Genomic DNA, 22,514 nt, shown 5'->3' with positions numbered 1-22,514 from the left:
CCCGAGCCGTCGTGCGGCGAGACGGCCCGGGTTGCCGAGCCTACGTCGACGCCCCGCGCTGCCCGTGTCAGCCGACCGAGCCGGGGCACGTCCCGACGGTGAACGCCCCGGTGGTGAACGCCCAAGTGGCGAACGTCCAGGTGGGACATGCGTAGAGTTGCACGCAGCACCCCCGATTTCCGTTTCGCGCCGACCTCGCCGCGCCGTTCGCCCCCCGCCCGCCTCCCGCCGAGAGCCGCCCATGAACGCACTTTCGCTCATTCAGGGAACATCCGGGCAGATCGAACGTGAGCTGCACTCGATCTTCGACGCGAAGATCGCGCGCCCGTCGGCGCACGGTGCCGACCTCCGCTTCCTCTGGGAGGCGACCGCCTCGCGCGCCGTCGGCGGCAAACTCCTGCGCCCCCGACTGTTTCTGTCGACGGTCGCCGCCCTGCGAGCACCGTCGGCCGGCGGAGCGCCTGAGACGGTGGAGCGGCCCGAGTTCTCGCCGTCGGAACTCCGGGTCGCGGCATCGCTCGAATTGCTCCACTTCGGTTTCCTCCTGCACGACGACGTGATCGACGACGACCTCTCGCGCCGTGGCCGCCCGAACCTCATCGCCCTGCTCGCGGCGACGCGTTCGACGGAACCGGCCCGCGACGAGGAGTCGGGATCACGGGCACGGCGGCTGCACTGGGCGCAGAGCTGCGCGATGCTCATGGGCAGCCTGCTCATCGCGGAGGTGCACCAGATCTTCGCCGCGGTCGATGCCGACGCCCGCTCGGACGCCCTCGCCCTGCTCGACCACGCGATCAGCGAGTCCGTCGCCGGCGAGCTCATGGACGTGGGGCTGAGCGACGGGATGCTCGGCGCCGACCTGCCCACGATCATCCGCATGAGCGAGTACAAGACGGCCACCTACAGCTTCGGCCTGCCGCTGCAGACGGCGGCCGTGCTCGCGGGGGCACCGGCCGAACTCGGCCCCTCGCTCGGACGCGCGGGCAGGCACCTCGGGCTCGCGTTCCAGTTGCAGGACGACCTGCTCTCGATGTTCGGCGACCCCGCCCGGCACGGCAAGGACGCGTTCTCGGACCTGCGCGAGGGCAAGGAGACGGCCCTCATCGCCTACGCCCGGACGACGACGACGTGGCGACACATCGAGCCGTGGTTCGGGGTGGGCGATCTGCGGGCCGCGGACGCGAGGACCGCGAGCACCCTCCTCGAGGCGTGTGGGGCGCGCACCTTCGTCGAAGGCCTCATCGCCGAACAGTTGACCGCCCTCGACGAGCTCACCGCCCGGCACGACGCGGCCTTCCCGGTGCCCCTCGTCCGCGTGCTCGACGGGCTGCGCGACGAACTGGTCGGTCGCGCAGCATGACGACCGGCGCGTACGAGCAGTACACCTCGGCCTGTGCACGCTCGTCGGGACGCATCATCGACGCGTACTCGACGTCGTTCGGTTGGGCCGTGCGACTGCTCGGTCGCCGCCACCGACAGCACGTGCGGAACGTGTACGGGCTCGTGCGGGTCGCGGACGAACTCGTGGACGGGGTCGGCAGCGAGGCGGGCCTCAGCGGCCCCGAGCAACTCGAACAGCTCGCCCGCCTGGAGGAGGACTGCTCCGACGCGATCCGCTCGGGATACAGCAGCAATCCCGTCGTCCACGCGTTCGCCGACACGGCCAGGCGCTGCGGCATCGACGAGACGACCGTCCGGCCGTTCTTCGCGTCCATGCGCAGTGACGTCCCTGCGCCGGGGGCGCAGTCGACCGCCGTTCGCAGCCTCTCGCCCGAGGACCACGAGGACTACGTCTACGGTTCGGCGCGCGTCGTCGGGCTCATGTGCCTTCGCGTGTTCACGCGCGACGAGCACCTGTCGGACACCGAGCGCCGAACGCTCGAACACAGCGCGGGCGAGCTGGGTGCGGCGTTCCAGAACGTGAACTTCCTGCGCGACTTCGCGGACGACTCGCAACGGCTCGGCCGCGACTACCTCGGCGTCGAGGCACACCTCGACCGCGAGGAGCGCGATCGCTGGATCCGCATCATCCGGGCCCAATTGCGCAATGCGCGACGCGCACTCCCGCTCCTGCCCAGGGACGCGCGGCGCGCGGTGCGTGCGGCGCTCGACCTCTTCGCCGAGCTGACGCGCCGGATCGCCGACACGCCACCCGAGTCGCTGCAACAGCGCCGCGTCCGCGTGCCCGGCGCCGTGAAGGGGCTCATCCTCGTCGGGGCGGTCGTGCGAACCGCGCTGGAGCGACGATGACGGGCGCCGCCACGCCACGGGCGCCGCACGGATCCGGTCGGTCGACGATCGTCGTCGGCGGGGGCATCGCGGGTCTCGCGACGTCGATCCTGCTCGCGAACGACGGTCATCGCGTTCGCCTGTTCGAGCGGAACGACGTCGTGGGCGGCCGGGCGGCGACGGAGCGTCGGGACGGCTTCCGATTCGAGCTCGGCCCGTCCTGGTTCCTCATGCCGAAGGTGTTCGAGCGGTTCTTCCGTCTCGCCGGCACGTCACTCGAGCGCGAACTCGACCTCGTGACGCTCGACCCCGCCTACCGTGTGTACCCCGAGCCGACGCGCGGGCAGGCCGCCTCGACGCCCATCACCGTTCCCCGTGGTCGCGCGGCCGTCGAAGAGCTCGTCGAGCGGCTCGAACCCGGCGGCCGGGCGAAGCTCGTCCGCTACCTGCGCTCCGCGGCACGGACCGAGGACCTCGCGGAGCGGTTCTTCCTCTACAACACGTTCCGCGACCTCTCGTCGATCCTGCACCGCGACGTCCTGCGTGCGCTCCCGGAGCTGCTCGGCCTGCTCGGGACCTCGCTCGAGCGCTTCGTCGCACGGCGGTTCGAGCACCCCGTGCTCCGGCAGATCCTCGGGTATCCCGCCGTGTTCCTCGGCACCTCCCCCGCCGCGGCGCCCGCGATCTACCACATGATGAGCAAGCTCGACCTCGAGGACGGTGTGCGGTACCCCATGGGCGGGTTCGCGGCCCTCGTCGACACCCTCGAACGGCTCGCGATCGATGCCGGGGTCGACATCGTGACGGACGCCGAGGTCACCCGCATCACGACGACCGCGCGGCGCGGACGCGTCCTCGGGCACCGTCGCACGGCGACCGGTATCACGTGGTGCGGCTCGGACGGTACGGATCACCGCGAGCGCGCCGACCTCGTCGTGTCGGCCGCCGATCTGCACCACACCGAGACCCGCCTCCTCGACGACGTCGACCGGAGCTACCCGGAACGCTGGTGGGAGCGGGTCGAGAGCGGCCCCGGTGCCGTCATCGTCACCCTCGGCGTCAGCGGTCGACTCCCGCAGCTGCCGCACCACACCCTGCTGTTCACCGAGGACTGGGCCGCCAACTTCGGCGACGTGTTCGGTGATCCGGGGCGTGTGCCCGACCCCGGCTCCATCTACGTGTGCAAACCGAGCGCGACCGACCCGGACGTCGCGCCTCCCGATCACGAGAACCTCTTCATCCTCTTCCCCGTGCCCGCCGATCCCACGCTCGGTGCCCCGGGCGACGAACGCTTCGACCGGGCGGTCGAGCAGAGCATCGACCAGCTCGCGTCATGGGCCGGGATCCCCGATCTGCGCTCCCGCATCGTGACGCGCGGCCAGATCGGCCCGCGGGCGTTCGCGGAGCGCTACCACTCGTGGCGGGGCGGCATGCTCGGCCCGGCACACGTCCTCCGCCAGAGCGCCATGTTCCGGGCGCAGAATGCGTCGAGGCGCGTGCGGGGCCTGTACTACGCGGGAGCGACGACGGCGCCGGGCGTCGGGGTGCCGATGTGTCTCATCAGCGCCGAACTCGTGCTCAAGCGGATCCGCGACGACCGCTCCCCCGGCCCGCTCGTCACGCTCACCGACGACGGGTCGGAGCGTGTCCCGACCGATGGCGGACGGCTGCGCCGTGGCGGCCGCTGACGGCGACGGGGGACGCGGCACGGGACGCGACGGCACCGAGCGGCTCGGCACCGACCGACTCGTTCCCGACCCCGCCCCGCTCGGCCTGCCGGGCGAGCCGGAGCCCGCGCTCGTCCGCCTCACCGATGTCGGGACGGCCACGGGCGTCCTGCGCGATCGCACGCGGACGAGGCAGGCGGGGTTCACCTCGGAGCGCATCCCGCGCTGGATGTTCCGGCGGCGCCCGATCCTGTTCGACGACGGCCCCGAACACGACGCCCACCGCACCGAGCTCGTGGCGTTCTTCTCGCCGGCCGCGCTCCGCCGCCGCCACGGCGACGAGATCCGCACGCGAGCGCGCGACGACGTGGAACGGGCCCGCGTGCGCGGCGGCTGCCTCGTCGAGGAGCTCGCCCTGTGCTACTCCGTCGGTGTCGCGTCGGGCATCGTGGGTCTCACAGAGAGCGACACCGATGCACTCGCCGGACGCCTCACTCGCTTCTTCCGCCAGCCGCCCGTCGACCACACGCTCGTCGGACACGGTCGGACGTCGAGGCAGTGGATCCTCGCCGCGCGCCGTGCCCTCGGGCCCCTGCTCGGGCTCTACGTGCACGACGTCCGGCCGGCGATCCGCCGTCGGCGACGTCACCGTCGCGACGACATCATCAGCCGCCTGCTCGATCACGGCTATCGCCCGAGCGAGATCCTCATGGAGTGCCTGACGTACGGGACGGCTGGCATGGTGACGACGCGCGAGTTCATCGCCGTCGCGTTCTGGCACCTCGTGCGCGACGACGTGCTCCGTGCGCGGTTCCGCGCTGCCGGGGAGGACGAGCGCCATCGCATCCTGGCCGAGGTCATACGGCTCGAACCGCCCGTCGCCCACCTCTACCGACGCGTGGTCGCACCTACACCACATGGTGCGTCGGCCGAGCGGGAGACCCGTGCGGACGGACGATGCCCCGCCGCGGGACCGACGACGAGACCTACGGCGAGCGGGTCGACGCGAGCGGCGACGAGCGCGACGGGGGCGGACGGCTGCCCGTACGCGGACGGAACGCTCGTCGACGTCGACGTGCGAGCCGCCAACATCGACGCCGCGGTGTTCGGCCGGGACGCCGCACGGCTCGACCCCGACCGCCCGCTCCGTGCCGCCGACCGCCCCGGCCTGAGCTTCGGCGGCGGCGGGCACCGCTGCCCGGGTTCGGCGCTCGCGATGATGGAGGCCGATGCCCTCCTCCTCGCGCTCCTGGACGCGGAGCCACGGGTCGTGTCGGAACCGCGCGTCGAATGGGACTCGCTCGTCGAGGGCTACCAGCTCAGAGGATTCCGCGTCGCCTTCGACGCACGTCCCTGAGCAGTCGCCGCACGCGCCTCGGCCACCGCTGCCGGGATGCGATGGGCACGCTCCACAGTTCGTGGCCGGCGAGTCCCCACTGTTCGAGCAATTGATTGGCCGCCTGCCAGCCGCTGGTGGCCGCGCGCTCCATGAGCGCGATCGGCAGCTCGGAGCGCAACCAGTCCCCCGCGAGTTTGAGCCCGGGCTCGGGCGTGCGCACCTCGGGCCGCGCGTCCCAGTCGCCGAGACCCGGCAGCGGGCAGTCGCGCTCGATGAGCAGCCGCTCGTGGCGGATGCCCATCGCCCGCGTCTCGGGGTACACGCGCGCGAGCTCGACGAGGAGGCGCTCGCGCAGCGCCGCCGGGTCCGCGCCGTCGTCAAGGGCGTACGCGTGGAGCTCGACGACGCTGCCGCCGTTGCGGCGTGCCCACTCAGCGGCGCCGTCCTCGAAGCGTTCGAGCACGCTCACGTTGTCGAGCGGTCCGTAGCCGGTGGTGCCGAGGAACGCGGGCCGCTCGGCGCGTACGGGCCGGTCGGTCCAGATCCGGAGCACCGCGAACGCCGGTGCGATGCGGCCCGCGGCGACGCGTCGGCGCCAGCCGTCGTCGAGCCCGTCGGACGCCGCGACGATGTCGGCGCTCGCGGCCGGGCCCGCCGCGAGCACGACGGCGTCCGCGTCGACGGTGCGGTCGTCCGCGAGCCGCACGGTCCACCCTGGCTCGGCCGGGTCGTCGTCGCTCGTCCGTCGTTCGACGCTCGTGACGATCCCGTGGACGACCTCGGCGCCCAGTTCGACGAGGCGCTCCCGCATCGGGTGCCAGAGGGTCGTCTCGAAGTCGTCGCGGGGCACGTCGAAGAGGAGCCCCTCGGCCGAGCCGAGGAAGTAGCTGTGGAACATCGCGACGAGTTCTCCGGCCGAGAACTCGGTCGGGTGCGCGAAGAAGCTCCGCGCGAACACCTCGAGCGCGAGGTGACGGGCGCGTTCCGGGAACGCGAGACGATCGAGGAACGCCTCGGCACTCTCGCCGTTCAGTTCGCGGTAGGTGCGTGGGAAGCTCACGTCGAGCAGGGAGAGTGCCGTGTCGAGGTCGACGCGCACGAGGTCGCGCGCCCGGAACGTGGGGCTCTTCGCGACGAAGGTCATGAAGTTCCACGGCGGCGTGCGGGGGATGCCGACGAACGTGTCGCGATCGCCGTTCGCGCCCACGACGGGATAGTCGGTCACAGGGCGCAGCAGGTCCTCGAGCGGCCCGATCCGCCGCAGCAGCGCGCGCAGGTTGTAGTACTGCCGGAAGAAGGCGTGGAAGCCACGACTCATCGTCACCGGGCCACCGACGCCGTCCTCGGGCCACGCGCGCACCCGGCCACCGAGCTGCGCCTCGGGCTCGACCAGGCGCACGCGCACGCCGCGCTCGGCGAGCCCGATCGCCGCGGCGACGCCCGCGATGCCCCCGCCCACGACGACGACGGACCGTGTCCCCGCGCAGTTCGCCGCCCCCGGCGTCGCCGGGAAGCGGACGGCCCGCGGATCCCGCGGCGCCGTCGTCATCGGGTGCGCCGTCCGTCGCGATCGTCGGCCGCGTCGGAGGACGAGCCGGACACACGGTGCCGGCCCGTGACGCGGAGCCACACGATGAGGGTGAGCGTGATCATGGCGAAGCCGAACCCGAAGTCCTCGACGGGGATGTCGAACGGCCAACGGATGCCCGAGGTGCGCGAGTCGTCATAGATCACGATGGGTGCGTGCAGCTTCGTGAGCCACCCGTCGACGAGGACCTGGAACGAGAGCATGATCGCCATCGCGATCCAGAACCGTGGTTTGCGGAAGATGCCCGTGCGCAGCCAGAGCAGTTCGACGAGCACGACGGCGAGGAGCGTGAGCGCGGTCGCGATGGTGTACTCAGGCATCCTCGTCCTCCCGCGTGCGCCGACGTCGTCGCAGCCCCGTGAGGACGTCGAGACCGTAGCCGACGGCCTCGTACGTGAGCAGCGCACAGAGCGGGATGACGATGAAGAAGACGAGCTCCTCGAGCGGGAACCCGAACGGCAGCATGATCCCGGTCGTGTAGAGCGGGCTGTAGTGCCAGAGTCCGCGGCCGATCGCGATGATGTCCCAGATCGAGAAGACGACGACGGTCACGAGGATCGCCTGCAGGGCCCGCAGCGGGCGACGGTAGACGCGCGCACGCAGCACCCACTCGAGCGGGAGCGTGAGCGCGAGGCAGGCTCCCATGAGGAGCAGGTACTGCCATCGATCGAGATCGGCCATCGCGATCCACCTCATGTGCGTTAAGGGGGTGACCCACGGCGAAGGTCCGTCGGCGTCGAGCACGTGCGAGTCTACTCGGGGCACGTGGTGAATCCGCTCGACGACGCACACGTCGCCCGCGACATCGTGACGGTGGTCGGTGACCGCCACATCGCGGGAGCAGCCTCGAGCCACGCACCGGCGTCACATCCTGACGGAGTTCAGCGGCTCGTTGCGAACCGTGCTGCTGCCCAGGCCCCGGGGCAGGCACGTTCGCGTCATGGCCCGAGGGCCCCGCCGAAGCCTCGCCCCGCCCTGGGACGCCGTGAGCGGTTCCGGTGAAATCACCTCCCTCGCGCGTCAGGACCTCCGCAGTCTGTGCGGACGCGAGGTGATGGCGGTCGTCAACGAGGCGGGGGCACGCTTCGTGTCCGAGCGTCGACGCGCCCGGTCACCACGGGGCACCGGTCTTCGCGAGGAACACGACGACCGACACGAGGGCGAAGCCGAGCAGCGTGACGCCCATGACGGGGCCGACCAGTCGGCTCGTCGTCGCATCGTCGCGACGGAGTCGGGGCAGCAGCGCGAGCAGTGTCCCGAACTGGACGAGGCCGAGGACGACGAGCGACCAGTCGTCGAGCAGGAACGCGAGCGGCACGAAATGGAGCGCGACGACGAGCGCGACCCACCAGGCCGTCCAGCGGCGACGTTCGCGTCGCCACAGGACGGCGCAGCCGATCCCGGCCGCGAGCAGTTCGACGAGGACCAGCAGGCCGAACCAGTGGTAGCGCCCCTCGAGCGCGGAGCCCTCCGACCAGCGCAGGCCGACCGCGGCACCGAACACGCCGAGCAGGACGAGTCCGAGCGCCGACCCGACACCGAGACGCCAGCGCCACCGGGTAGGAGGATCCTCCTGCCCCCATCCGAACCAGACGAGCGCCATGAGTCCGAACCAGGCGATCGTGAAGGCGTGGTCGCGTGCGAAGTCCGTGAGCACGGGGCTCCCTCCTCTGTGGCGGCCGTCTCGATCGGCGTCACCGGTGGATGCCAGTCAACGACGGGATCCGTCGATGCGGGCCGGATCGTGATGCGTCCGCAACACGCGCGCCGCCGCGAGCCACGTCCGCGCGGCGCGGCTCCCGGGTGACGGACGCCGTAGCAGCGGCCACCGCACGAACTCGCCGTGCCGGATCCATCGCTCCCGTCGTGTCCCGGCCCGCGCGCCGGCTGCCAGCCGTACAGTCCTGTCGATGCGTCTCCCGATCCGCGCCCTCGCGCTCGTCTACCGTCTCGCGGGGGTCGTGATCATCGCGATCGGTGTGATTCGTGTGCTCGGCCTCGGTACACCCGACTTCTCCCCCGCCGGTTTGCTGTACTACACGTCCGTGAGCAATCTGCTCGGGCTCGCCTGGACGGTCGTCGCCACGGTCGTCACGATCGCGCGCATCCGCCGTTCCGGCGTGCGCGGCAACGCCTCGGTCGTCCCACCCGTCGGGGCGGGGGTCGCGCTTGCCCTGCTCGTCACGGCACTGATCTATCTCGTGCTCGTCGCACCGGGTGCGTTCACGCAGGACAGCGGCTCCGAGCCGTTCACGCTCACCGACAACCTCGTGCACATCATCGGGCCCGCGCTCGTGATGGGCGACTGGCTGCTGTTCGCCCGCCGAGGCTCCCTGCGCTGGTGGGACCCGCTCTGGTGGGCCGCGATCCCGTACGCGTACGTCGCGTTCGCGCTCCTGCGCCCGCTCGTGACGGACGCACTGTGGCCGAATGGCAGTCGCTACCCGTACCCGTTCTTCGACCCGAGCGACAAGGGCTGGGGCGGGGTCGCGCTGTACCTGCTCGTCATCACGATCGTCATCGAGGCACTCGCGTACGTGATGGTCGGCTTCGACCGACTCGCGGCCCGCCGCCGCAGGGACGGCGCATCGCCCGGACCGAAGGGCTGACGACCGCCCGTCACCGATGGACGAGCGTGCCGTCCTCGTCCTCGTCCTCGTCCTCGTCGACGAGGAGCATGAAGTCGACGACGAGTTGCGCGACCTCCCCGTCCGCGTCGACACCCCAGTAGACGGGATAGCTCCCGTCGCCGTACCCGGAGTCGACGACGATGCCCGTGTCGCCCGCGTCGAGCGACACCTCGACCGCGGCGGGGCGCGGAGCGGCGACGAACTGGGCGTAGCGAGCCGCCTTGGCACGCTTGGTCATGCTCGCGTACGCGACGTAGTCGACGATGCAGGCACTGCCCGCATCGACCCCGAAGACGTGGCCGCTGCCGGGGATCGCGGCCGGGTGCCAGGCGACCGGGTCGTGATCGCTGAAGCGCACGCGCACCGCGGCATTGCGTCCGAATCCCGTGACACGGTCGACGGGGTACGCGCCCGGCGCCACGCTGCGGGCGAGCGGGCGGGCGTCGTCGTTGTCGTAGCCGAAATCGAGGACGGACAGGACGCCGCTGCTCGTCACGAGCGTGCCGACCGAGGAGACCTCGGCCGTAGTGGTCTCACCCCGCACCGTGACCTCGCGCTCCGTGAAGTTGTGCGTCTCGTCGAGCCGGGCCTGGTGGGCCTCGAACGAGGCGGCGTCCACGAAGCGCTCCCGCACGGTCCAGACGAACGGATCGTCGCTCGGCTCGACGGTGAACGCCAGGCAGCCGGGCTCGGCATGCGTGAGCCGGATGTGCGCGGGGAGGTGGCGTCGGACGAGCGCGGCCTCGGCTTCGTTCGCGCAACACAGGCGCCCCTCGAGGCCGACGGTTGTCACGGGTGGTTCCCGCTCCGATGCTCGCCGGTATCGACGTCCTCGTCGGCGGTGATCGGCGCACGGTCGACCGCCACGGTCGCCGCGCCCGTGCCCGCGCCGGGCGCGGCTCCGGGGGCCGACTTGCCCGTCGACACCACGCGATGCGCCCACTCGCGCAGGAGCGCGTCGACGAGGTCCGGCTGTTCGAGGTGCACGTTGTGGCCGGCACCGTCGACGACGACGTAGCTCGCGGCGTCGAAGCGGTCGAGAAGTTCGAACTGGTCGCGGAACCCGACGACGTGGTCCTGCCGTCCGGTCACGATCACCGTCGGACCCTCGAAGCGGAGCGAGCCGAGCGACGGCCCGTCGTCGAGCCGATAGTGCCGCGCGAGGCGGGCCATCGCCTCGCCGTCGGCCGCACGGATACCGGGCAGCGCGTGGTCACGGAACATCGCCCACGACTCGGCGGTCTGGCGCACGGCGACATCGGTGAACGCCTCGCGGTCCGCCGGCGGCAGTGATGCGAGCACCGCGTCGTCGCGTTCGACAACGGTGCGAGCAGGGAGCGTCCGGCGCGCTCGATCGGGTTCGACGACCGGGGCGATGAGCGCGAGGCCGAACACGCGGGTGCCGAGTCGCGCGGTGAGGTGCAGGGCGAGCAGGCCACCGAGCGAGTTCGCGAGGATCGCGAACGGGCCCTCACCGAGCAACGCGTCCACGGCCGATTCCAGCCAGCACGCGAGCTCGATCAAGCCACCCGTTCCCGTGAGCGCGGCGGTGCCGCCGAATCCGGGCAGGTCGATGAAGATCCGTTCCCACGGGCCGTCCGCGAAAACGTGGTCGAGGGACAGCAGGAGGCGGTGATCGACGCCGTTGCCGTGCAGGACGATCAATGGGGTCCCGCGTCCGCGCCGCACCACGTGAGGCTCCGGCATCATGCGTTCCCCACCGGCCGTCGAGTGTGACCCATGCCACGAGTCTCGCACGTCACGTACGACGACCCGCACGAGCGCCCGAAACCGGGTGTGCCGATCCCATGCGTCGCACGCCGGTCGGCCTCCGTCCAGCGTGCCGCCGTTCGAACGACGTAGCGTCGTGGACGAACGGTTCATTCACGGCCGAGACGACATGATTGCGAGGTCACGACATGTTGGATCCAGGCCATCCGCTCCCGCGCCCGCCCGAGCTCGGGGGCGGACGATGACGGGGCGCGCGTTCGACCCCGACTTCCACCCCGACCCGCGCAAGGTCACGGAGCGGGGCGGTGTCTTTTTCAATCCGTGGCTGAACATCTCGGTGTGTGTGCTGTTGACGGTCGGCCTCGGCGTCGCGACCTGGTGGGCCGGCTCGGCACTCGTCGAGGAGTCGACGAAGCCGGCGTACCCGGATCAGGGGCTGCAGGTGGTCGGCGCGTTCGTCGGCATGCTCGCGTTCGGCCTCGCCACGCTCGCGCTGATCGGCGTCACGATCTTCGTGATCGTCTGGTGGGCGAAGCGCACCCCCGACCGTGACCCCCCGACGCAGCCAGGCTGACGGCGATCGTCACCGATTGCCGTCGAGCGCCGTCGAGCGCGCGGAGTCCGGCAGCAGCGGCACGATCGGACCGCCGACGAGCGGGGATGGACGGCGCACGGCCACCCCACCGCCGCGTCACGTGATCCGATCCGCTATTCGAATCGCTCGCCGGTCTGCGGGTCGTAGAGCCGGAACCCTAGCGCGCGCATCGCGTCGATGACGGCGTTGGCGGCGCTCCCCGTCATGCCGTACCCGACGAACTCGACAAGCTGCTCGCCGAGATGGACGTCGAACACCGGGCTGCCGTTCTCGGGGTCGACGCCGGGTGGGGTCAGGAACTGGCCACCCCACGTCCAACCGGGGAGCCGTTCGGCGAACGACTGCACCACGAGCTGCCGGTCGACCGGCTCGACGCCGTCCACCGCCCCGGTGTCACCGAACCGACGATAGGTGTCGGCGGGGTCGAGATCGACGCCGCCCGACCAGAAGGCGAGGGTGTAGCTCATGTGTCGATTCTCTCGGAGTCCGTCGGGGAGCACGCGCCGAGTTCGACGTCCCGGCGGGGTGCTGCACCGAGGCGAGCCGGAGACGAGTCCGCTATCCCCTCGGCTTCCTGTTCCAGAGCTGGTGGGTGAGTCCGCTCTCCGTACTGACGGATTCGATCGCGAAGCGATCCTCGAGGCCGTCGAGATGGTCCCAGACACGCACGCCGCGACCGAGCACGACCGGGACCATGACGATGTGGAGGACGTCGACGAGGTCGGCGCGGAGGAACTCGTTCACGGTCGAGGGGCCGCCGCCGAGTCGTACGTCGAGGCCGCCCGCCGCGTCCCTCGCCATGCGCAGCGCCTCCGCGGGCGACGCATCGACGAAGTGGAAGCTCGTGCCGTTCGCGAACTCGAGCGGTTCGCGAGGGTGGTGGGTGAGCACGAAGCACGGTGTGAGGAACGGTGGTTCGTCGCCCCACCAGCCCGTCCAGCCGTCGTCCGGCCAGGGGCCGGTCTGCGGACCGAACTTGCGTCGGCCCATGATCTCGGCGCCGATGCCCTGGCCCCACATGCTGAACAGGGCGCGGTCGACGGTCACGGCATCGGTGATGTGCTGCACACCGTGGATCACCCGCCCGTCGAACCTCGCGAACAGCGCTCCGGCGTCACCGATCGGATGCTCGAACGTGACGTGGTCGCCGGCCGCGAACCCGTCGGCCGAGACGAACAGATTGTGGACTCTCGCGCGCGACATCGCGCCTCCTGTCGGACGACCGGACGGTACCTTCCCGACCTTACGCCTGCCCCGCCGGCTCGTGGCGATCGGAACGGAGCCGGCTCGGTCGTCCGTTCGCGACGTCGATGCGGTTCGACGGCGGGCGCCGCGTTCAGCTCGGGCGAGCGCGTCACCAGGGCGGGGCGGCGTCGGATGCCCGAGCGGACCGTCACCGCATCACTCAGGGCGCTCGCCCAGGCCGCGCCATCGACGGGATTCCGCTCATGCTGCCGCGTGCGATCGATCTCGGCGAAGGTGTGCTCACGACACGTCGCCGGTGGCGTGGCCGCGACCCGGTGTACCGATGGACCGTGAGCACGATCACGTGCTCGGCTGGGCCACGGTGATCCTCGATCGCGCCGACGGCCTGCTCGAGCAGCGCGGGCTCTGAACGCGACCCCGGGATTCGCCGGGGACGCCCGGACGCGGGCATCGAGGTCGTCCGCGTCGACATCGACCGTGCGCCCGCCGAGGCGCTCCCCGGCACACAGCCGCGCCGGTACCGGTGCACGTCCGTTCGCGGGGCCCTGAACCGCGGCAGGCATCGCGTCGACACCACCGGTGGCCCAGCCATCGAGTCGGTCGGCACCTGGGGTTTCTCTCCCCCGTTCACGTACCGGTGACCGCGCCGTCACGTCGGCCTGGTACCAACTGGAGCCATCAGGCGGCCGGCAACCGGCAGCCCGACCCGATGGGAGCCCTGGCACATGTTCACTCGAAACCTGCTCCGGCGTTCGTCCGTGCTCGTCGTCGCCGCGGGCATGCTGCTCGCCGTGATGGGGACGGCGACGGTCGCACACGCGGCCGGCGACCACTTCTACAGCAGCAAGCAGCCGTACGTCACACCCGATGCATCGGTCATCGCGGCGTACTCGGACGCACCGGGCGGCTACGAGGTCACGTTCACGGAGGGCGTCGCCCGTCACGGCTCCCGCGGACTCTCGTCGTACAAGTACGACCTGCTGCTGCAGCGCCTGGCCGAGACAGCTGCCGCCGAGGACGGCTTCGTGAGCGACGAGGTGCGCGACACGTTCCTCGCGAACCTCGCGGGCATGACCGGTGCGAACGTCCAGAACGGCTACGGGCAGCTCACCGGCCAGGGTGAGACGCAGCACCAGGGCATCGGCGGCCGTGCCTACGACCGCAACACGCCGTTGTTCGAGCGGGCGGTCGCGGACGGCGACACGATCGACGTCGAGTCCTCGGGCGAGTCGCGAGCCACCGAGTCGGGCGAGAACTTCGTGCAGGGCCTCGAGCAGCGCTCCGACGGCGCGCTGAGCCCGCTCGTCCAGCCGATCGAGCCCAACCCGGACACGCTCTACTTCCACGACGTCGAGAACCCCGACGGCACGGAGAAGTCGGGTACCGCCCTCGAGATCGCCGAGGCGTACACGGCCTATGTCGACGCGCAGACCGGTGACGGTGGAACGATCGGCGCCGCCGAGGCGTACATCAAGAGCCTGCCGAAGAGCGAGCAGGTGGCGAAGGACATCCTCGGCGGCATCTTCACGGAGGAGTTCATCGCCAAGATCGGCACGCCCGGCTACACGTGGTATTCGACCGCGGACGGCACGAAGGACGGTGCCGTGGCGTGCGCGCCGGGCGCCGACCCGGCGGCGGACGAGGATGCGTGCGGTTCGAAGAAGAACAAGATCCTCACGCCCGTGGACGCCGCACTGACGCTCTACAACCTCTACATCATCGCCGCGGACATGGCGGCGGAGAACACCGCGCCGCACACCTTCGACTTCGAGCCCTACTTCGCCGGGCACGCCGAGGACACGGAGTGGTTCGCGTACCTGCTCGACACGGAGGACTTCTACGAGAAGGGCCCGAGCCTGAGCGGTCACGACGAGACGTACCGCATCGCGCAGCCCCTGCTCGACGACTTCTTCGTGAGCATCGACGAGCGCGCGGCGGGTGGCTCGAACGCGGCCGTGTACCGCTTCGCGCACGCCGAGACGATCATCCCCTTCGCCGCGCTGCTGAAGCTGCCCGGTTCGACGCAGCAGGCGCCCGACATCGCGTCGCCGACGAGTGAGGCGGACGTCTTCGACTACGGGAACAACGAGTGGCGCGGCGAGACCGTCACGCCCATGGCGCAGAACGTGCAGTGGGACGTCGCGACGCGCGCCGGCGTCGACCCCGCGACGGGCGACGCGTTCACGCCGCTCGTGCGGATGCTCTACAACGAGAAGGAGATCGCGTTCAACGACTCCTGCACGCCGGTCGCAGCGGGCTCCAACTGGTACAAGCAGAGCGAGCTGGAGTCGTGCCTCTCGGGCGTCGCGACCACCGAATTGCCGCTCATCGCCGAGAGCACGCCCAGCCCGACGACCACTGCGACGACGCCGAACGGATCGCCCGACGCGAGCGAGTCGACCCCCGCGTCCCCGGCCACGACGCCGACCGCCGGCGGCGAGCAGCTCGCCAGCACCGGTGCGGACTTGCCGACCATCGTCATCGTCGCGGCGATCGGCGCGCTGCTCGCGGGCGCGACGCTGACCGCGTCACGCGTGCGATCCCGGCGCACCTGGCGGTGACGTCGCCTGCGGCACGGACCCGCACACGGTGAGCCTGAACCGGGGCGGATTCCGAAGCACGGTCGGTCTCTGCGACGAGTTGCCGTGCTCCCGAGTGCGCGGGGAGCGAGGCGGGCCAACGGGCCGAAGTGGCTGCTGCGGGGACCGGTGGCAGTCTCTGGTCGTGTCGATCGCCGATTGGGCCGTGAGCCTGAGGGCAGAGAGGAAGCGTCCTGGGCTCCGATCTTCGCCCAGACGACGAGGACCGCGAGGGCTACACGAGTTTCAGCATCCTCAGCCACGTGCCGCTCTCCCGCGTGAACGATGCCGCCGGGGCCGTGGACATCGTCCGCATTCTGCATCAGCGGATGGACCCGGCCCGGCACCTGTGACGAGCCTCGGAACTTCATCGCCCAGGGGTTTGGTGGAGCATTCCCGTTCGGAATGGTCGCCTGCACGTTGACCGCCGTGCGAGGCCCTTCCCGACTACGACAAGCTCGCGATCGAGTCCCGAGCCGCCCACATCCTCATCGCCGTCATCGACTGGACCCGGCATCGGTCGGACATGCCCTTGACGTCGAACCGAAAATCGGCCGCGTTTCATCATCGACAGTCATCACCCTGCGGATCGGTCGACTTCGCCGAGTCGAGCCCCGAACCCTGCACACAACACATGGCCCTGGGCGAGTGGAATCCAGAAACACGTCCACCGCTGAGCATCACCGCCATCCGAAGGATCTTGCTCCCCGGCGGTCCATCGCTCAGGTAGATCGTGGCCCATGGGAATCAGTTGGAAGAAGTGCCGTTCGTGCACTTCGGGTTTGGAAGGCCACATGTCGTACCGCTCGATTCCGAGAGCGCCGACGACACGAAGGGCGAGCCCCGTTTCCTCGGCCACTTCGCGTACGACGGCAGCCGCCGGCGCTTCACCGGTCTCGATCGTTCCCGCCGGCACCTGAACGCCCGCCACGTCGAGAGGCACGTCGTCATGCGTGAACACGAGCAGCCGGTCGTCGTGCACGACGTATCCGACGACTTTCCGAACCAACCGGCGTTGTGGTCCTGGGCTCATTCGCCACCCTGTCGGGCCAGGCCGTCGTCCGATACGCCAGGTGCGATCACATCGAGCCCCAGCTCCCTGGCGGCCCGGCCGAGGCGCCGCTCGTACGTGAGGACGGCATCGACTTCCAAGCGAATCGCCGCCTCCAGAGGCAGCACCTCGAGCGTCTGCACAAACGGTATCGGCAAGAACCCTTCGGAGCGGCGCGTCGCTCTGCCGAGCGCTGCGAGCGAGACACCGTCGAGGGTCGTGCTGACCTTCGCCTGATCCCGCCCCTCGCTCACGGCCATGCGACGCAGCTCGGTCTCGAGCAGGTCGCTCGTGACGAGTCCGGCAGTCGTCTGGTCGAGCCGAACCAGGAGCGGCTCCGTCTCCGTCTGCGGGCTCAGGAGCGCTCCGAGCGCGGAGGTGTCGGTGTAGACGAGCGGCGCATCGCTCACGCTCGATCCTCGCGCAACTCGTTCAGGATGTGCGACATCGGGCGCCCTTTCTCGGCCTTCTCTGGTCTCCACCCACCCCAGCCGCCGACGCGGTTCGCAGGCCGAACGCTCGGCAACGAAGGGGTCGGCGCGTCGAGAGGGACGATGCGAGCTACCGGGACTCCGCGGTTGGTCAGCACGAAGGATCGCCCCTCGCCGAGTGCCCGAAGCACGCGCCCGGACTCGTTGCGCAGCTCGCGCTGCGACAGAATCTCGTCGTGCCGAGCCGTCGCACTCATGCGCCGAATGTAACAACTGCGCTCCACGTTGAACCGGGGCTCCACCGAGTCGTCGATCTGTTCGACGTCGCCCATGTCCTCCGTGCGAGGCCTCCCCTTGGCGCGTACCTCGGCGACCGAGCCGGTATCGACAAGGTCGTCGAGCGACGAAAACAATGGTCGGCGGCGCTACTCGTCAGCGCTTCGTGCCGAACCGGGCCGCCGCGGCCAGCCCGCGACCGAGGTCCAGCTCGGGGAACCGAACGAGCGCCAGCAGCTGCTCCCGGGTGACCCCGGGACCCGCTTCGACCGCCGCAGCGAGAGCAGTCGGGTCGACGTCCCGGTAGTCGGTCAGGTCGTCCTCGTCGGCGTAGTCAGCCGAGAACCCATCGCCGACGTAGCCGGCGATGTACTCGGCAAGCTCCGCGTCGCCGGCGGCGGGCAGACGGAGCCGGGTGAAGCCGTCGTTGGTGCCGTAGGGCGCACGCCACCAACCGCCGTCGACGTGGGCGTAGACGAAGCCGAAACCGGCGGGCCCGTGGCCGCGCAGGGCATCCCCCACCCAGTCAGGCATGCCCTCGAGGAGCTCCGAGAGCTCGACGAGAGTCGAATGGTCTCGGTCGTTCCCCGCCAGGACGGCTTCGCCCGACGCAAGGGGGATCAGGGTCGCCCAGCTCCCGCCGTGATCGTCGTACAGCCACAGCGGTCCATCGGCCTTGACCCGGATGTCGGTGTCGGAGCTGTCCAGGGCATACACGGCCGCGGTGATCGCCCAGCGATGACGCATGGCATCGAGCGAGGGAAGGTCGACCGGGAGCAGCATGCCGCGAGCATAGCCACTCACGCCCGGTCGTTCGTGAGTCGCGAGTCCTGCCTGTCCACGAGCCAGACGAGGGGCCCACGCGACCGTGCCGTCGACCTGGTCTGCGCGTCGATCATCGGCGCTTGTCCGCGCACGCCCCGAGTGCCGCGTCCATGCGCGTCGGCAGGACGGCTGTCACCGGGCCGAATTGCTTGCGCGGTCCCCGCAGCGCTCCGGGTGAAATCGGAACTCCACGCGGATTCGTTGTCGATAGGCATCGGCGGCAGCGAGTCGGACTGCCATCGCCAGAGATGTGACGCGATGGGCCGATGATCACACCCGTGTACCACTCCGGTGTCACTCCGACGCAGGATGAACTCGTGGGGCTCTACAACAGCGTGGGGTGGTCTTCGTACACACGCGACCCCGCCCGCCTGGCAGCCGCTGTTCGCGCATCTCTCGCTGTCGTGACTGCCCGCCAGGACGGCACGTTGATCGGCCTCGCCCGCCTCGTCGGCGACGGACTGACTATCGCTTATCTGCAGGACATCCTGATTGCGCCCGACTATCGGCGCCATGGAATCGGACGAGAGCTGTTCCAACGGGCGTTTGCACCCTTCGGTGACGTCCGACAAAAGGTGCTCATCACCGACGATGAGCCGTCACAGCGCGCATTCTACGAATCAATGGGCTTCGCCGAAACAAGCGAGCTCGATCACCCCATACGCACGTTTGTGCAGTTCGGAGAGAGGGGGCGTTTCGACTCGCTCTGCCCGGTCAGCGACCGGCGTCCCGTCACACGTTGAACCGGAACTCGACCACGCTTCGTAGCCGAGCAACGTCTACGGAACGCTTCCTGATCGCTCGCCGAGTCGGCAAGTTCAGGTCGTGGACAACCTTGCCAAGGCTCTCACTCCGTGAGTAAATTGGTCCAGTCTGAGGCGCACATGCCCATTTTGAAGGGCCTGCCCACTGACGCCCAACTCTGAGAGTTTCAACTCGAGGAGTCGACTCGGAACGAGCCGAGGAGTCGTCGCAGTGGTCCACGGCCACCGCGCGAACGCCTCGGCATCGTGAGTTCTGGTCCACGCCTCATAGAAGTGGGCTTGAAACTCGGATTCACCCTTCACTTCCACAACGGCGTAACAGTCTTTGGTGTCTTTGGCACAAATGAATACAAGGTCCCCCGTGCGAAAGCCGGGCTTTCCCTTCTTCGGACTTGCGAACCAGGATTCCGCACGCCACCCATCGAGCGCAGGCTCTCCGTACTCCAATTTCAACCAGAGGCCACGTTCCCCGTCGCGCGCGTCGGCAAGGAGGGATTCAGCGAGCTGAAGGGCTGTGTCAGGGTCGAGTGAGTCGTTTCGAAAACTGCATTGCTTGCCCAAACGAGCAGCGCGGACTTCAAGGTCATCAAACTCTTTCGCGCCAATGAGTCGCGAAGGCCAATTGAGCATGCGGTGGCGCGCCGACTCCGCCTGCTCAGAATCGAGGACCATGGAAAGCTCCCTGTTGGGACTCGCAGAGGATCCGAGTCCCGCTCCAGTGAGATTGGCCGACCCCAAAGCTCCCGTCGACCCGACGACGAAGCACTTCGCGTGAAGTCTGTCGACCTGGTGAACAAGAACGCCACTGGCAACCAATCGCCTCATACCCTGCACGGAGAGGTACCCGTTCGCTACGGCACTTGGGTCAAGTACCGTCAACAGGACAAATGGCTGCGGCGAGCGTTCAGCTGCCTCGGCCAACATACAACAAACGTCGTATGCGAGGTACGGGCTGGCAAAGAGGGCAGGCCCGTCAGGTGACCGTAGCGCGTCTTCTAGCCAGCCGCCGATGGTCTCACTTACCTCGCCAGGTTTCTCCATAGGCGCACTCTACTCTGTCTGAGTCCAAGTTTCTGGCAGACGTTAGCGCGCAAAACGAACTCCACTGGGTACGTCAGCCCCAGCGGTGTGGCGAGACAACGAAGCGGCCACGATGGACACGACCCGCCAGCTTCGCCTAACCTGTCGAAATGCAGCAAGCGCGCACCGGCTTACCCAAATCCTCCGATCTTGTGACGCGGGGCCGAGAGAAGGCGCAAGTATGGATCAAAAGTAATCAGGCCAAGGCTCTACGCCTGTCCCACCTGAGCAATCTCGCCGCCTCAGACGCAGTCGTGCGATACTTCGCTGACTGGCGAGCGCACACGATGTCGATTGACGAAATAGCCCAGTACGTCCTCGTTGACTATTTCGGCGCTGGCACTGCAGATGGGAACGCGCTTCGAAATGACCTGGTGAGCCCAATCGTGCGTATCCACCTTGGCGACAAATGCCTCCATGAAAGTGACAAACTTCTTAAGGCGAATCAACTTCGCAGCAACCACCCCGGCGCATTCAGCTGGTTACCGCAGCTCGCTTATCAGCATGCACGAATATGCCAGGAGACCCTGCTTGAGGCCTTTGGAGGCTCATCGCAATCGAGGGTGTAGTGGCGGGTAGCGCGTCGCTACCCGGGTAGGGGTCGAGGTCTTCCGACGATGGAGGTTCCTACGCCTTCCAGCCGAAAGACCTCGACGTGCTCAACGCTACCTTTGTCCCTGCTGACCTGTCCGCGTTCTGTGGTCTCGATGAACTCGGGCTTGTCGCGATGCGGCAGGTAGTCGAGCCGGATCGGGCGGTCATCGAGTGCCGGGTGATCGAGCCAGACGACTGGTGCTCCCGCTGCGGGGCCGAGGGCATCCCGCGCGGGAGCGTGGTTCGGAGGCTTGCGCATGTGCCGTTCGGGATGCGTCCGACCACGCTCCTGGTGCGGGTGCGCCGCTACCGGTGCTCGGGCTGCGGTCGCCTCTGGCGGCAGGACCTGACGATGGCGGCCGAGCCCAGATCGAAGCTGTCGCGTGGCGCGCTGGCCTGGGCGCTGACCGCGCTCGTGGTCGACCACCTCACCGTCGCGCGGGTCGCGGATAATCTCGGCGTCGGCTGGCACACCGCGAACACCGCGGTCCTTGCCGAGGGCCGCCGTCGCCTCATCGATGACCCGACCCGGCTCGATGGCGTCACGGTGATCGGTGTCGATGAGCACGCTTGGCGACACACCCGGCTCGGTGATCGGTTCGTGACCGTGGTCATCGACCTGACGCCGGTGCGCGACGGGACGGGCCCATCGCGGCTGCTGGACATGGTCGAAGGTCGTTCGAAAGCCGTGTTCGCTGCCTGGCTGGCGCAGCAGTCGCCAGGCTTCCGCGCCGGGATCGAGGTCGTTGCGATGGACGGGTTCTCCGGGTTCAAGACCGCCGCAGCCGAAGAGCTCCCCGACGCCATCCCGGTGATGGACCCGTTCCACGTCGTCCGGCTCGCCGGCGACGCGCTCGACCGGACGAGGCAGCGTGTTCAGCAGGACACGCTCGGGCACCGTGGTCATGCCGGTGACCCGCTCTACGGCGTTCGGCGCACCCTCCACACCGGCGCAAGCTTCCTCACCGAGAAGCAGACCGCACGGCTCGACGCGGTGTTCGCCATCGAGGAGCACGTCGAAGTCGAAGCGAGCTGGGGCATCTACCAACGCATCGTCGCTGCCTACCGCGAACCCGATAAGACCAAGGGGAAGGAGATGATGCGGCAGGTGATCGATGCTGTCAGCAGCGGCGTCCCGGCCGCTCTCACAGAGATCCGCCGCCTCGGCCGGACATTGAAACAGCGCGCCACCGACGTGCTCGCGTTCTTCGCCCGACCCGGCACCAGCAACGGCCCGACCGAGGCGATCAACGGCCGCCTCGAACATCTCCGCGGCTCCGCCCTGGGCTTCCGGAACCTCACCAACTACATCGCCCGGAGCCTACTCGAGACCGGCGGCTTCAGACCGCTGCTACACCCTCGATTGCGATGAGCCTCGAAACTCCACCACGTCGCCGTCCTGCATTGCGTAGTCCTTGCCCTCCATGCGCGCCTTGCCCTTGGAGCGTGCCTCGGCGACCGAGCCGGTCTCGACGAGGTCATCGAACGAGATGACCTCGGCCTTGATGAAGCCCTTCTCGAAGTCCGTCTAGTTCACGCCCGCCGCCTGCGGCGCCTTCGCGCCCTTCGGGACCGTCCACGCACGCGACTCCTTCGGCCCCGCCGTCAGGTACGTCTGCAGCCCCAGCGTGTCGAACCCGATGCGCGCGAGCTGGTCGAGCCCCGACTCCTCCTGCCCGAGCGACGCGAGCAACTCCGCCGCCTCCTCCGGATCGAGGTCGATGAGCCCCGACTCCGTCTTCGCGTCCAGGAAGATCGTCTTCGCCGGCGCCACGAGCATCACCTGAACGACATGCGTATCCCACAGGTTGCAGCACGCCCGTCATCTGCCACATTCCACTGCTTGAAGCGCCAACGGGCCGTGTCACGCAGCCACTCGTGCACCGAGGTGTCGTCCGGCGCGACCTCGAACGCGTGAAGACCCTAATG

22 protein-coding genes and 1 pseudogene are annotated in these 22,514 nt (G+C 69.3%); 10 read left to right on the top strand and 13 right to left on the bottom strand.

The features are described 5' to 3' along the window. The first annotated feature begins 241 nt into the window (after positions 1-241). Genes HNR16_RS03920 through HNR16_RS03905 form a run of 4 tightly spaced genes read left to right on the top strand, consistent with a single transcriptional unit; the run spans position 242 to position 5,253 of the window. On the top strand, positions 242-1,360 hold the full coding sequence (locus HNR16_RS03920; RefSeq protein ID WP_158041624.1) for a polyprenyl synthetase family protein: 1,119 nt from the start codon (positions 242-244) through the stop codon (positions 1,358-1,360). Beyond that, positions 1,357-2,250 carry a phytoene/squalene synthase family protein gene (locus tag HNR16_RS03915; RefSeq protein ID WP_158041625.1) on the top strand — a complete coding sequence of 298 codons (894 nt, stop codon included), beginning with the start codon at positions 1,357-1,359 and terminating at the stop codon, positions 2,248-2,250. The genes HNR16_RS03920 and HNR16_RS03915 overlap by 4 nt, the downstream gene beginning before the upstream one ends. Next, the gene (crtI, locus tag HNR16_RS03910) at positions 2,247-3,917 is read left to right on the top strand and encodes a phytoene desaturase family protein (RefSeq protein ID WP_158041626.1); all 1,671 of its coding nucleotides are present in this window, start codon (positions 2,247-2,249) and stop codon (positions 3,915-3,917) included. The genes HNR16_RS03915 and crtI overlap by 4 nt, the downstream gene beginning before the upstream one ends. Further along, on the top strand, positions 3,904-5,253 hold the full coding sequence (locus tag HNR16_RS03905) for a cytochrome P450 (protein ID WP_225737952.1): 1,350 nt from the start codon (positions 3,904-3,906) through the stop codon (positions 5,251-5,253). The genes crtI and HNR16_RS03905 overlap by 14 nt, the downstream gene beginning before the upstream one ends. On the opposite strand, the gene HNR16_RS03900 is transcribed toward HNR16_RS03905, so the two are convergent. From HNR16_RS03900 to HNR16_RS03885, 4 genes are all read right to left on the bottom strand, one after another. After that, entirely contained in the window at positions 5,216-6,784 is a 1,569-nt protein-coding gene (locus HNR16_RS03900) for an FAD-dependent oxidoreductase (RefSeq protein WP_158041628.1), read from the bottom strand. The two genes, HNR16_RS03905 and HNR16_RS03900, sit on opposite strands and share 38 nt — an antisense overlap. Beyond that, on the bottom strand, positions 6,781-7,143 hold the full coding sequence (locus HNR16_RS03895; protein ID WP_158041629.1) for a lycopene cyclase domain-containing protein: 363 nt from the start codon (positions 7,141-7,143) through the stop codon (positions 6,781-6,783). The genes HNR16_RS03900 and HNR16_RS03895 overlap by 4 nt, the downstream gene beginning before the upstream one ends. Then, positions 7,136-7,504 carry a lycopene cyclase domain-containing protein gene (locus HNR16_RS03890; RefSeq protein WP_158041630.1) on the bottom strand — a complete coding sequence of 123 codons (369 nt, stop codon included), beginning with the start codon at positions 7,502-7,504 and terminating at the stop codon, positions 7,136-7,138. Before HNR16_RS03890 ends, HNR16_RS03895 begins: the two co-directional genes overlap by 8 nt. A gap of 430 nt (positions 7,505-7,934) precedes the next feature. Beyond that, positions 7,935-8,480 carry a hypothetical protein gene (locus HNR16_RS03885; protein WP_158041631.1) on the bottom strand — a complete coding sequence of 182 codons (546 nt, stop codon included), beginning with the start codon at positions 8,478-8,480 and terminating at the stop codon, positions 7,935-7,937. 253 nt (positions 8,481-8,733) lie between these two features. Here HNR16_RS03885 and HNR16_RS03880 point away from each other — a divergent pair, with 253 nt between their 5' ends. After that, complete coding sequence (locus tag HNR16_RS03880; RefSeq protein ID WP_158041632.1) at positions 8,734-9,432, top strand: Pr6Pr family membrane protein; 699 nt, start codon at positions 8,734-8,736, stop codon at positions 9,430-9,432. A gap of 10 nt (positions 9,433-9,442) precedes the next feature. Here HNR16_RS03880 and HNR16_RS03875 read toward each other — a convergent pair whose 3' ends face one another. Next, positions 9,443-10,246, bottom strand: a complete 804-nt coding sequence (locus HNR16_RS03875; protein WP_158041633.1) for a DUF4241 domain-containing protein — start codon at positions 10,244-10,246, stop codon at positions 9,443-9,445. Then, positions 10,243-11,142, bottom strand: coding sequence for an alpha/beta fold hydrolase (locus HNR16_RS03870; RefSeq protein WP_225737953.1), 900 nt, complete (start codon positions 11,140-11,142; stop codon positions 10,243-10,245). The genes HNR16_RS03875 and HNR16_RS03870 overlap by 4 nt, the downstream gene beginning before the upstream one ends. Positions 11,143-11,425: 283 nt before the next feature. On the opposite strand from HNR16_RS03870, the gene HNR16_RS03865 reads away from it, so the two are divergent. After that, positions 11,426-11,758, top strand: coding sequence for a hypothetical protein (locus HNR16_RS03865; RefSeq protein WP_158041635.1), 333 nt, complete (start codon positions 11,426-11,428; stop codon positions 11,756-11,758). A gap of 134 nt (positions 11,759-11,892) precedes the next feature. On the opposite strand, the gene HNR16_RS03860 is transcribed toward HNR16_RS03865, so the two are convergent. Both HNR16_RS03860 and HNR16_RS03855 read right to left on the bottom strand, forming a co-directional pair. Then, on the bottom strand, positions 11,893-12,246 hold the full coding sequence (locus HNR16_RS03860) for a hypothetical protein (protein WP_158041636.1): 354 nt from the start codon (positions 12,244-12,246) through the stop codon (positions 11,893-11,895). A gap of 91 nt (positions 12,247-12,337) precedes the next feature. After that, positions 12,338-12,982 carry a dihydrofolate reductase family protein gene (locus HNR16_RS03855; RefSeq protein WP_158041637.1) on the bottom strand — a complete coding sequence of 215 codons (645 nt, stop codon included), beginning with the start codon at positions 12,980-12,982 and terminating at the stop codon, positions 12,338-12,340. A gap of 728 nt (positions 12,983-13,710) precedes the next feature. Between HNR16_RS03855 and HNR16_RS03850 the strand changes: the two genes are divergently transcribed. After that, positions 13,711-15,546, top strand: coding sequence for a histidine-type phosphatase (locus HNR16_RS03850; protein WP_158041638.1), 1,836 nt, complete (start codon positions 13,711-13,713; stop codon positions 15,544-15,546). A 595-nt stretch (positions 15,547-16,141) separates the two neighbouring features. Here HNR16_RS03850 and HNR16_RS03845 read toward each other — a convergent pair. From HNR16_RS03845 to HNR16_RS03830, 4 genes are all read right to left on the bottom strand, one after another. Then, positions 16,142-16,597: an NUDIX hydrolase gene (locus tag HNR16_RS03845; protein ID WP_158041639.1), complete on the bottom strand. Its 456-nt coding sequence runs from the start codon at positions 16,595-16,597 to the stop codon at positions 16,142-16,144. Further along, entirely contained in the window at positions 16,594-17,025 is a 432-nt protein-coding gene (locus HNR16_RS03840) for a PIN domain-containing protein (RefSeq protein ID WP_158041640.1), read from the bottom strand. The genes HNR16_RS03845 and HNR16_RS03840 overlap by 4 nt, the downstream gene beginning before the upstream one ends. After that, a complete protein-coding gene (locus HNR16_RS03835) occupies positions 17,022-17,378 on the bottom strand; it encodes a type II toxin-antitoxin system Phd/YefM family antitoxin (RefSeq protein ID WP_225737954.1) in 357 nt (118 codons plus the stop codon). Before HNR16_RS03835 ends, HNR16_RS03840 begins: the two co-directional genes overlap by 4 nt. A 100-nt stretch (positions 17,379-17,478) precedes the next feature. Continuing rightward, the gene (locus HNR16_RS03830) at positions 17,479-18,105 is read right to left on the bottom strand and encodes a hypothetical protein (RefSeq protein ID WP_158041641.1); all 627 of its coding nucleotides are present in this window, start codon (positions 18,103-18,105) and stop codon (positions 17,479-17,481) included. A 359-nt stretch (positions 18,106-18,464) separates the two neighbouring features. On the opposite strand from HNR16_RS03830, the gene HNR16_RS03825 reads away from it, so the two are divergent. The 3 genes from HNR16_RS03825 to HNR16_RS03815 all read left to right on the top strand — a co-directional run bounded on the left by HNR16_RS03825 (position 18,465) and on the right by HNR16_RS03815 (position 21,957). Further along, positions 18,465-18,890 (top strand): GNAT family N-acetyltransferase, encoded by a 426-nt coding sequence (locus HNR16_RS03825; RefSeq protein WP_225737955.1) that lies wholly within the window; start codon positions 18,465-18,467, stop codon positions 18,888-18,890. Positions 18,891-20,101: 1,211 nt separating this feature from the next. Beyond that, positions 20,102-20,560, top strand: a complete 459-nt coding sequence (locus tag HNR16_RS03820; RefSeq protein WP_158041643.1) for a hypothetical protein — start codon at positions 20,102-20,104, stop codon at positions 20,558-20,560. Positions 20,561-20,646: 86 nt separating this feature from the next. After that, positions 20,647-21,957, top strand: a complete 1,311-nt coding sequence (locus tag HNR16_RS03815; protein ID WP_179558087.1) for an ISL3 family transposase — start codon at positions 20,647-20,649, stop codon at positions 21,955-21,957. Here the strand turns inward: HNR16_RS03815 and HNR16_RS03810 are convergent. Continuing rightward, positions 21,937-22,362, bottom strand: a pseudogene (locus HNR16_RS03810) (DUF933 domain-containing protein); the annotation flags it as partial. The gene HNR16_RS03815 and the pseudogene HNR16_RS03810 sit on opposite strands and share 21 nt — an antisense overlap. Positions 22,363-22,514 lie beyond the last annotated feature (152 nt).

Source organism: Pseudoclavibacter chungangensis (genome assembly GCF_013410545.1).
Lineage (GTDB): Bacteria > Actinomycetota > Actinomycetes > Actinomycetales > Microbacteriaceae > Pseudoclavibacter > Pseudoclavibacter chungangensis.
Note: the sequence above shows the minus strand (reverse complement) of the source record. Positions and strands in the feature narration are given on the sequence as shown.

Bases quoted from the DNA above. Each gene is read 5' to 3' on its own strand.
- HNR16_RS03835 (WP_225737954.1), bottom strand. From the start codon at position 17,378: ATGGGCGACGTCGAACAGATCGACGACTCGGTGGAGCCCCGGTTCAAC.
- HNR16_RS03920 (WP_158041624.1), top strand. From the start codon at position 242: ATGAACGCACTTTCGCTCATTCAGGGAACATCCGGGCAGATCGAACGT.
- crtI (WP_158041626.1), top strand. From the start codon at position 2,247: ATGACGGGCGCCGCCACGCCACGGGCGCCGCACGGATCCGGTCGGTCG.
- HNR16_RS03865 (WP_158041635.1), top strand. From the start codon at position 11,426: ATGACGGGGCGCGCGTTCGACCCCGACTTCCACCCCGACCCGCGCAAG.
- HNR16_RS03855 (WP_158041637.1), bottom strand. From the start codon at position 12,982: ATGTCGCGCGCGAGAGTCCACAATCTGTTCGTCTCGGCCGACGGGTTC.
- HNR16_RS03880 (WP_158041632.1), top strand. From the start codon at position 8,734: ATGCGTCTCCCGATCCGCGCCCTCGCGCTCGTCTACCGTCTCGCGGGG.
- HNR16_RS03845 (WP_158041639.1), bottom strand. From the start codon at position 16,597: ATGAGCCCAGGACCACAACGCCGGTTGGTTCGGAAAGTCGTCGGATAC.
- HNR16_RS03820 (WP_158041643.1), top strand. From the start codon at position 20,102: ATGCAGCAAGCGCGCACCGGCTTACCCAAATCCTCCGATCTTGTGACG.
- HNR16_RS03900 (WP_158041628.1), bottom strand. From the start codon at position 6,784: ATGACGACGGCGCCGCGGGATCCGCGGGCCGTCCGCTTCCCGGCGACG.
- HNR16_RS03890 (WP_158041630.1), bottom strand. From the start codon at position 7,504: ATGGCCGATCTCGATCGATGGCAGTACCTGCTCCTCATGGGAGCCTGC.
- HNR16_RS03895 (WP_158041629.1), bottom strand. From the start codon at position 7,143: ATGCCTGAGTACACCATCGCGACCGCGCTCACGCTCCTCGCCGTCGTG.
- HNR16_RS03830 (WP_158041641.1), bottom strand. From the start codon at position 18,105: ATGCTGCTCCCGGTCGACCTTCCCTCGCTCGATGCCATGCGTCATCGC.
- HNR16_RS03915 (WP_158041625.1), top strand. From the start codon at position 1,357: ATGACGACCGGCGCGTACGAGCAGTACACCTCGGCCTGTGCACGCTCG.
- HNR16_RS03850 (WP_158041638.1), top strand. From the start codon at position 13,711: ATGTTCACTCGAAACCTGCTCCGGCGTTCGTCCGTGCTCGTCGTCGCC.
- HNR16_RS03860 (WP_158041636.1), bottom strand. From the start codon at position 12,246: ATGAGCTACACCCTCGCCTTCTGGTCGGGCGGCGTCGATCTCGACCCC.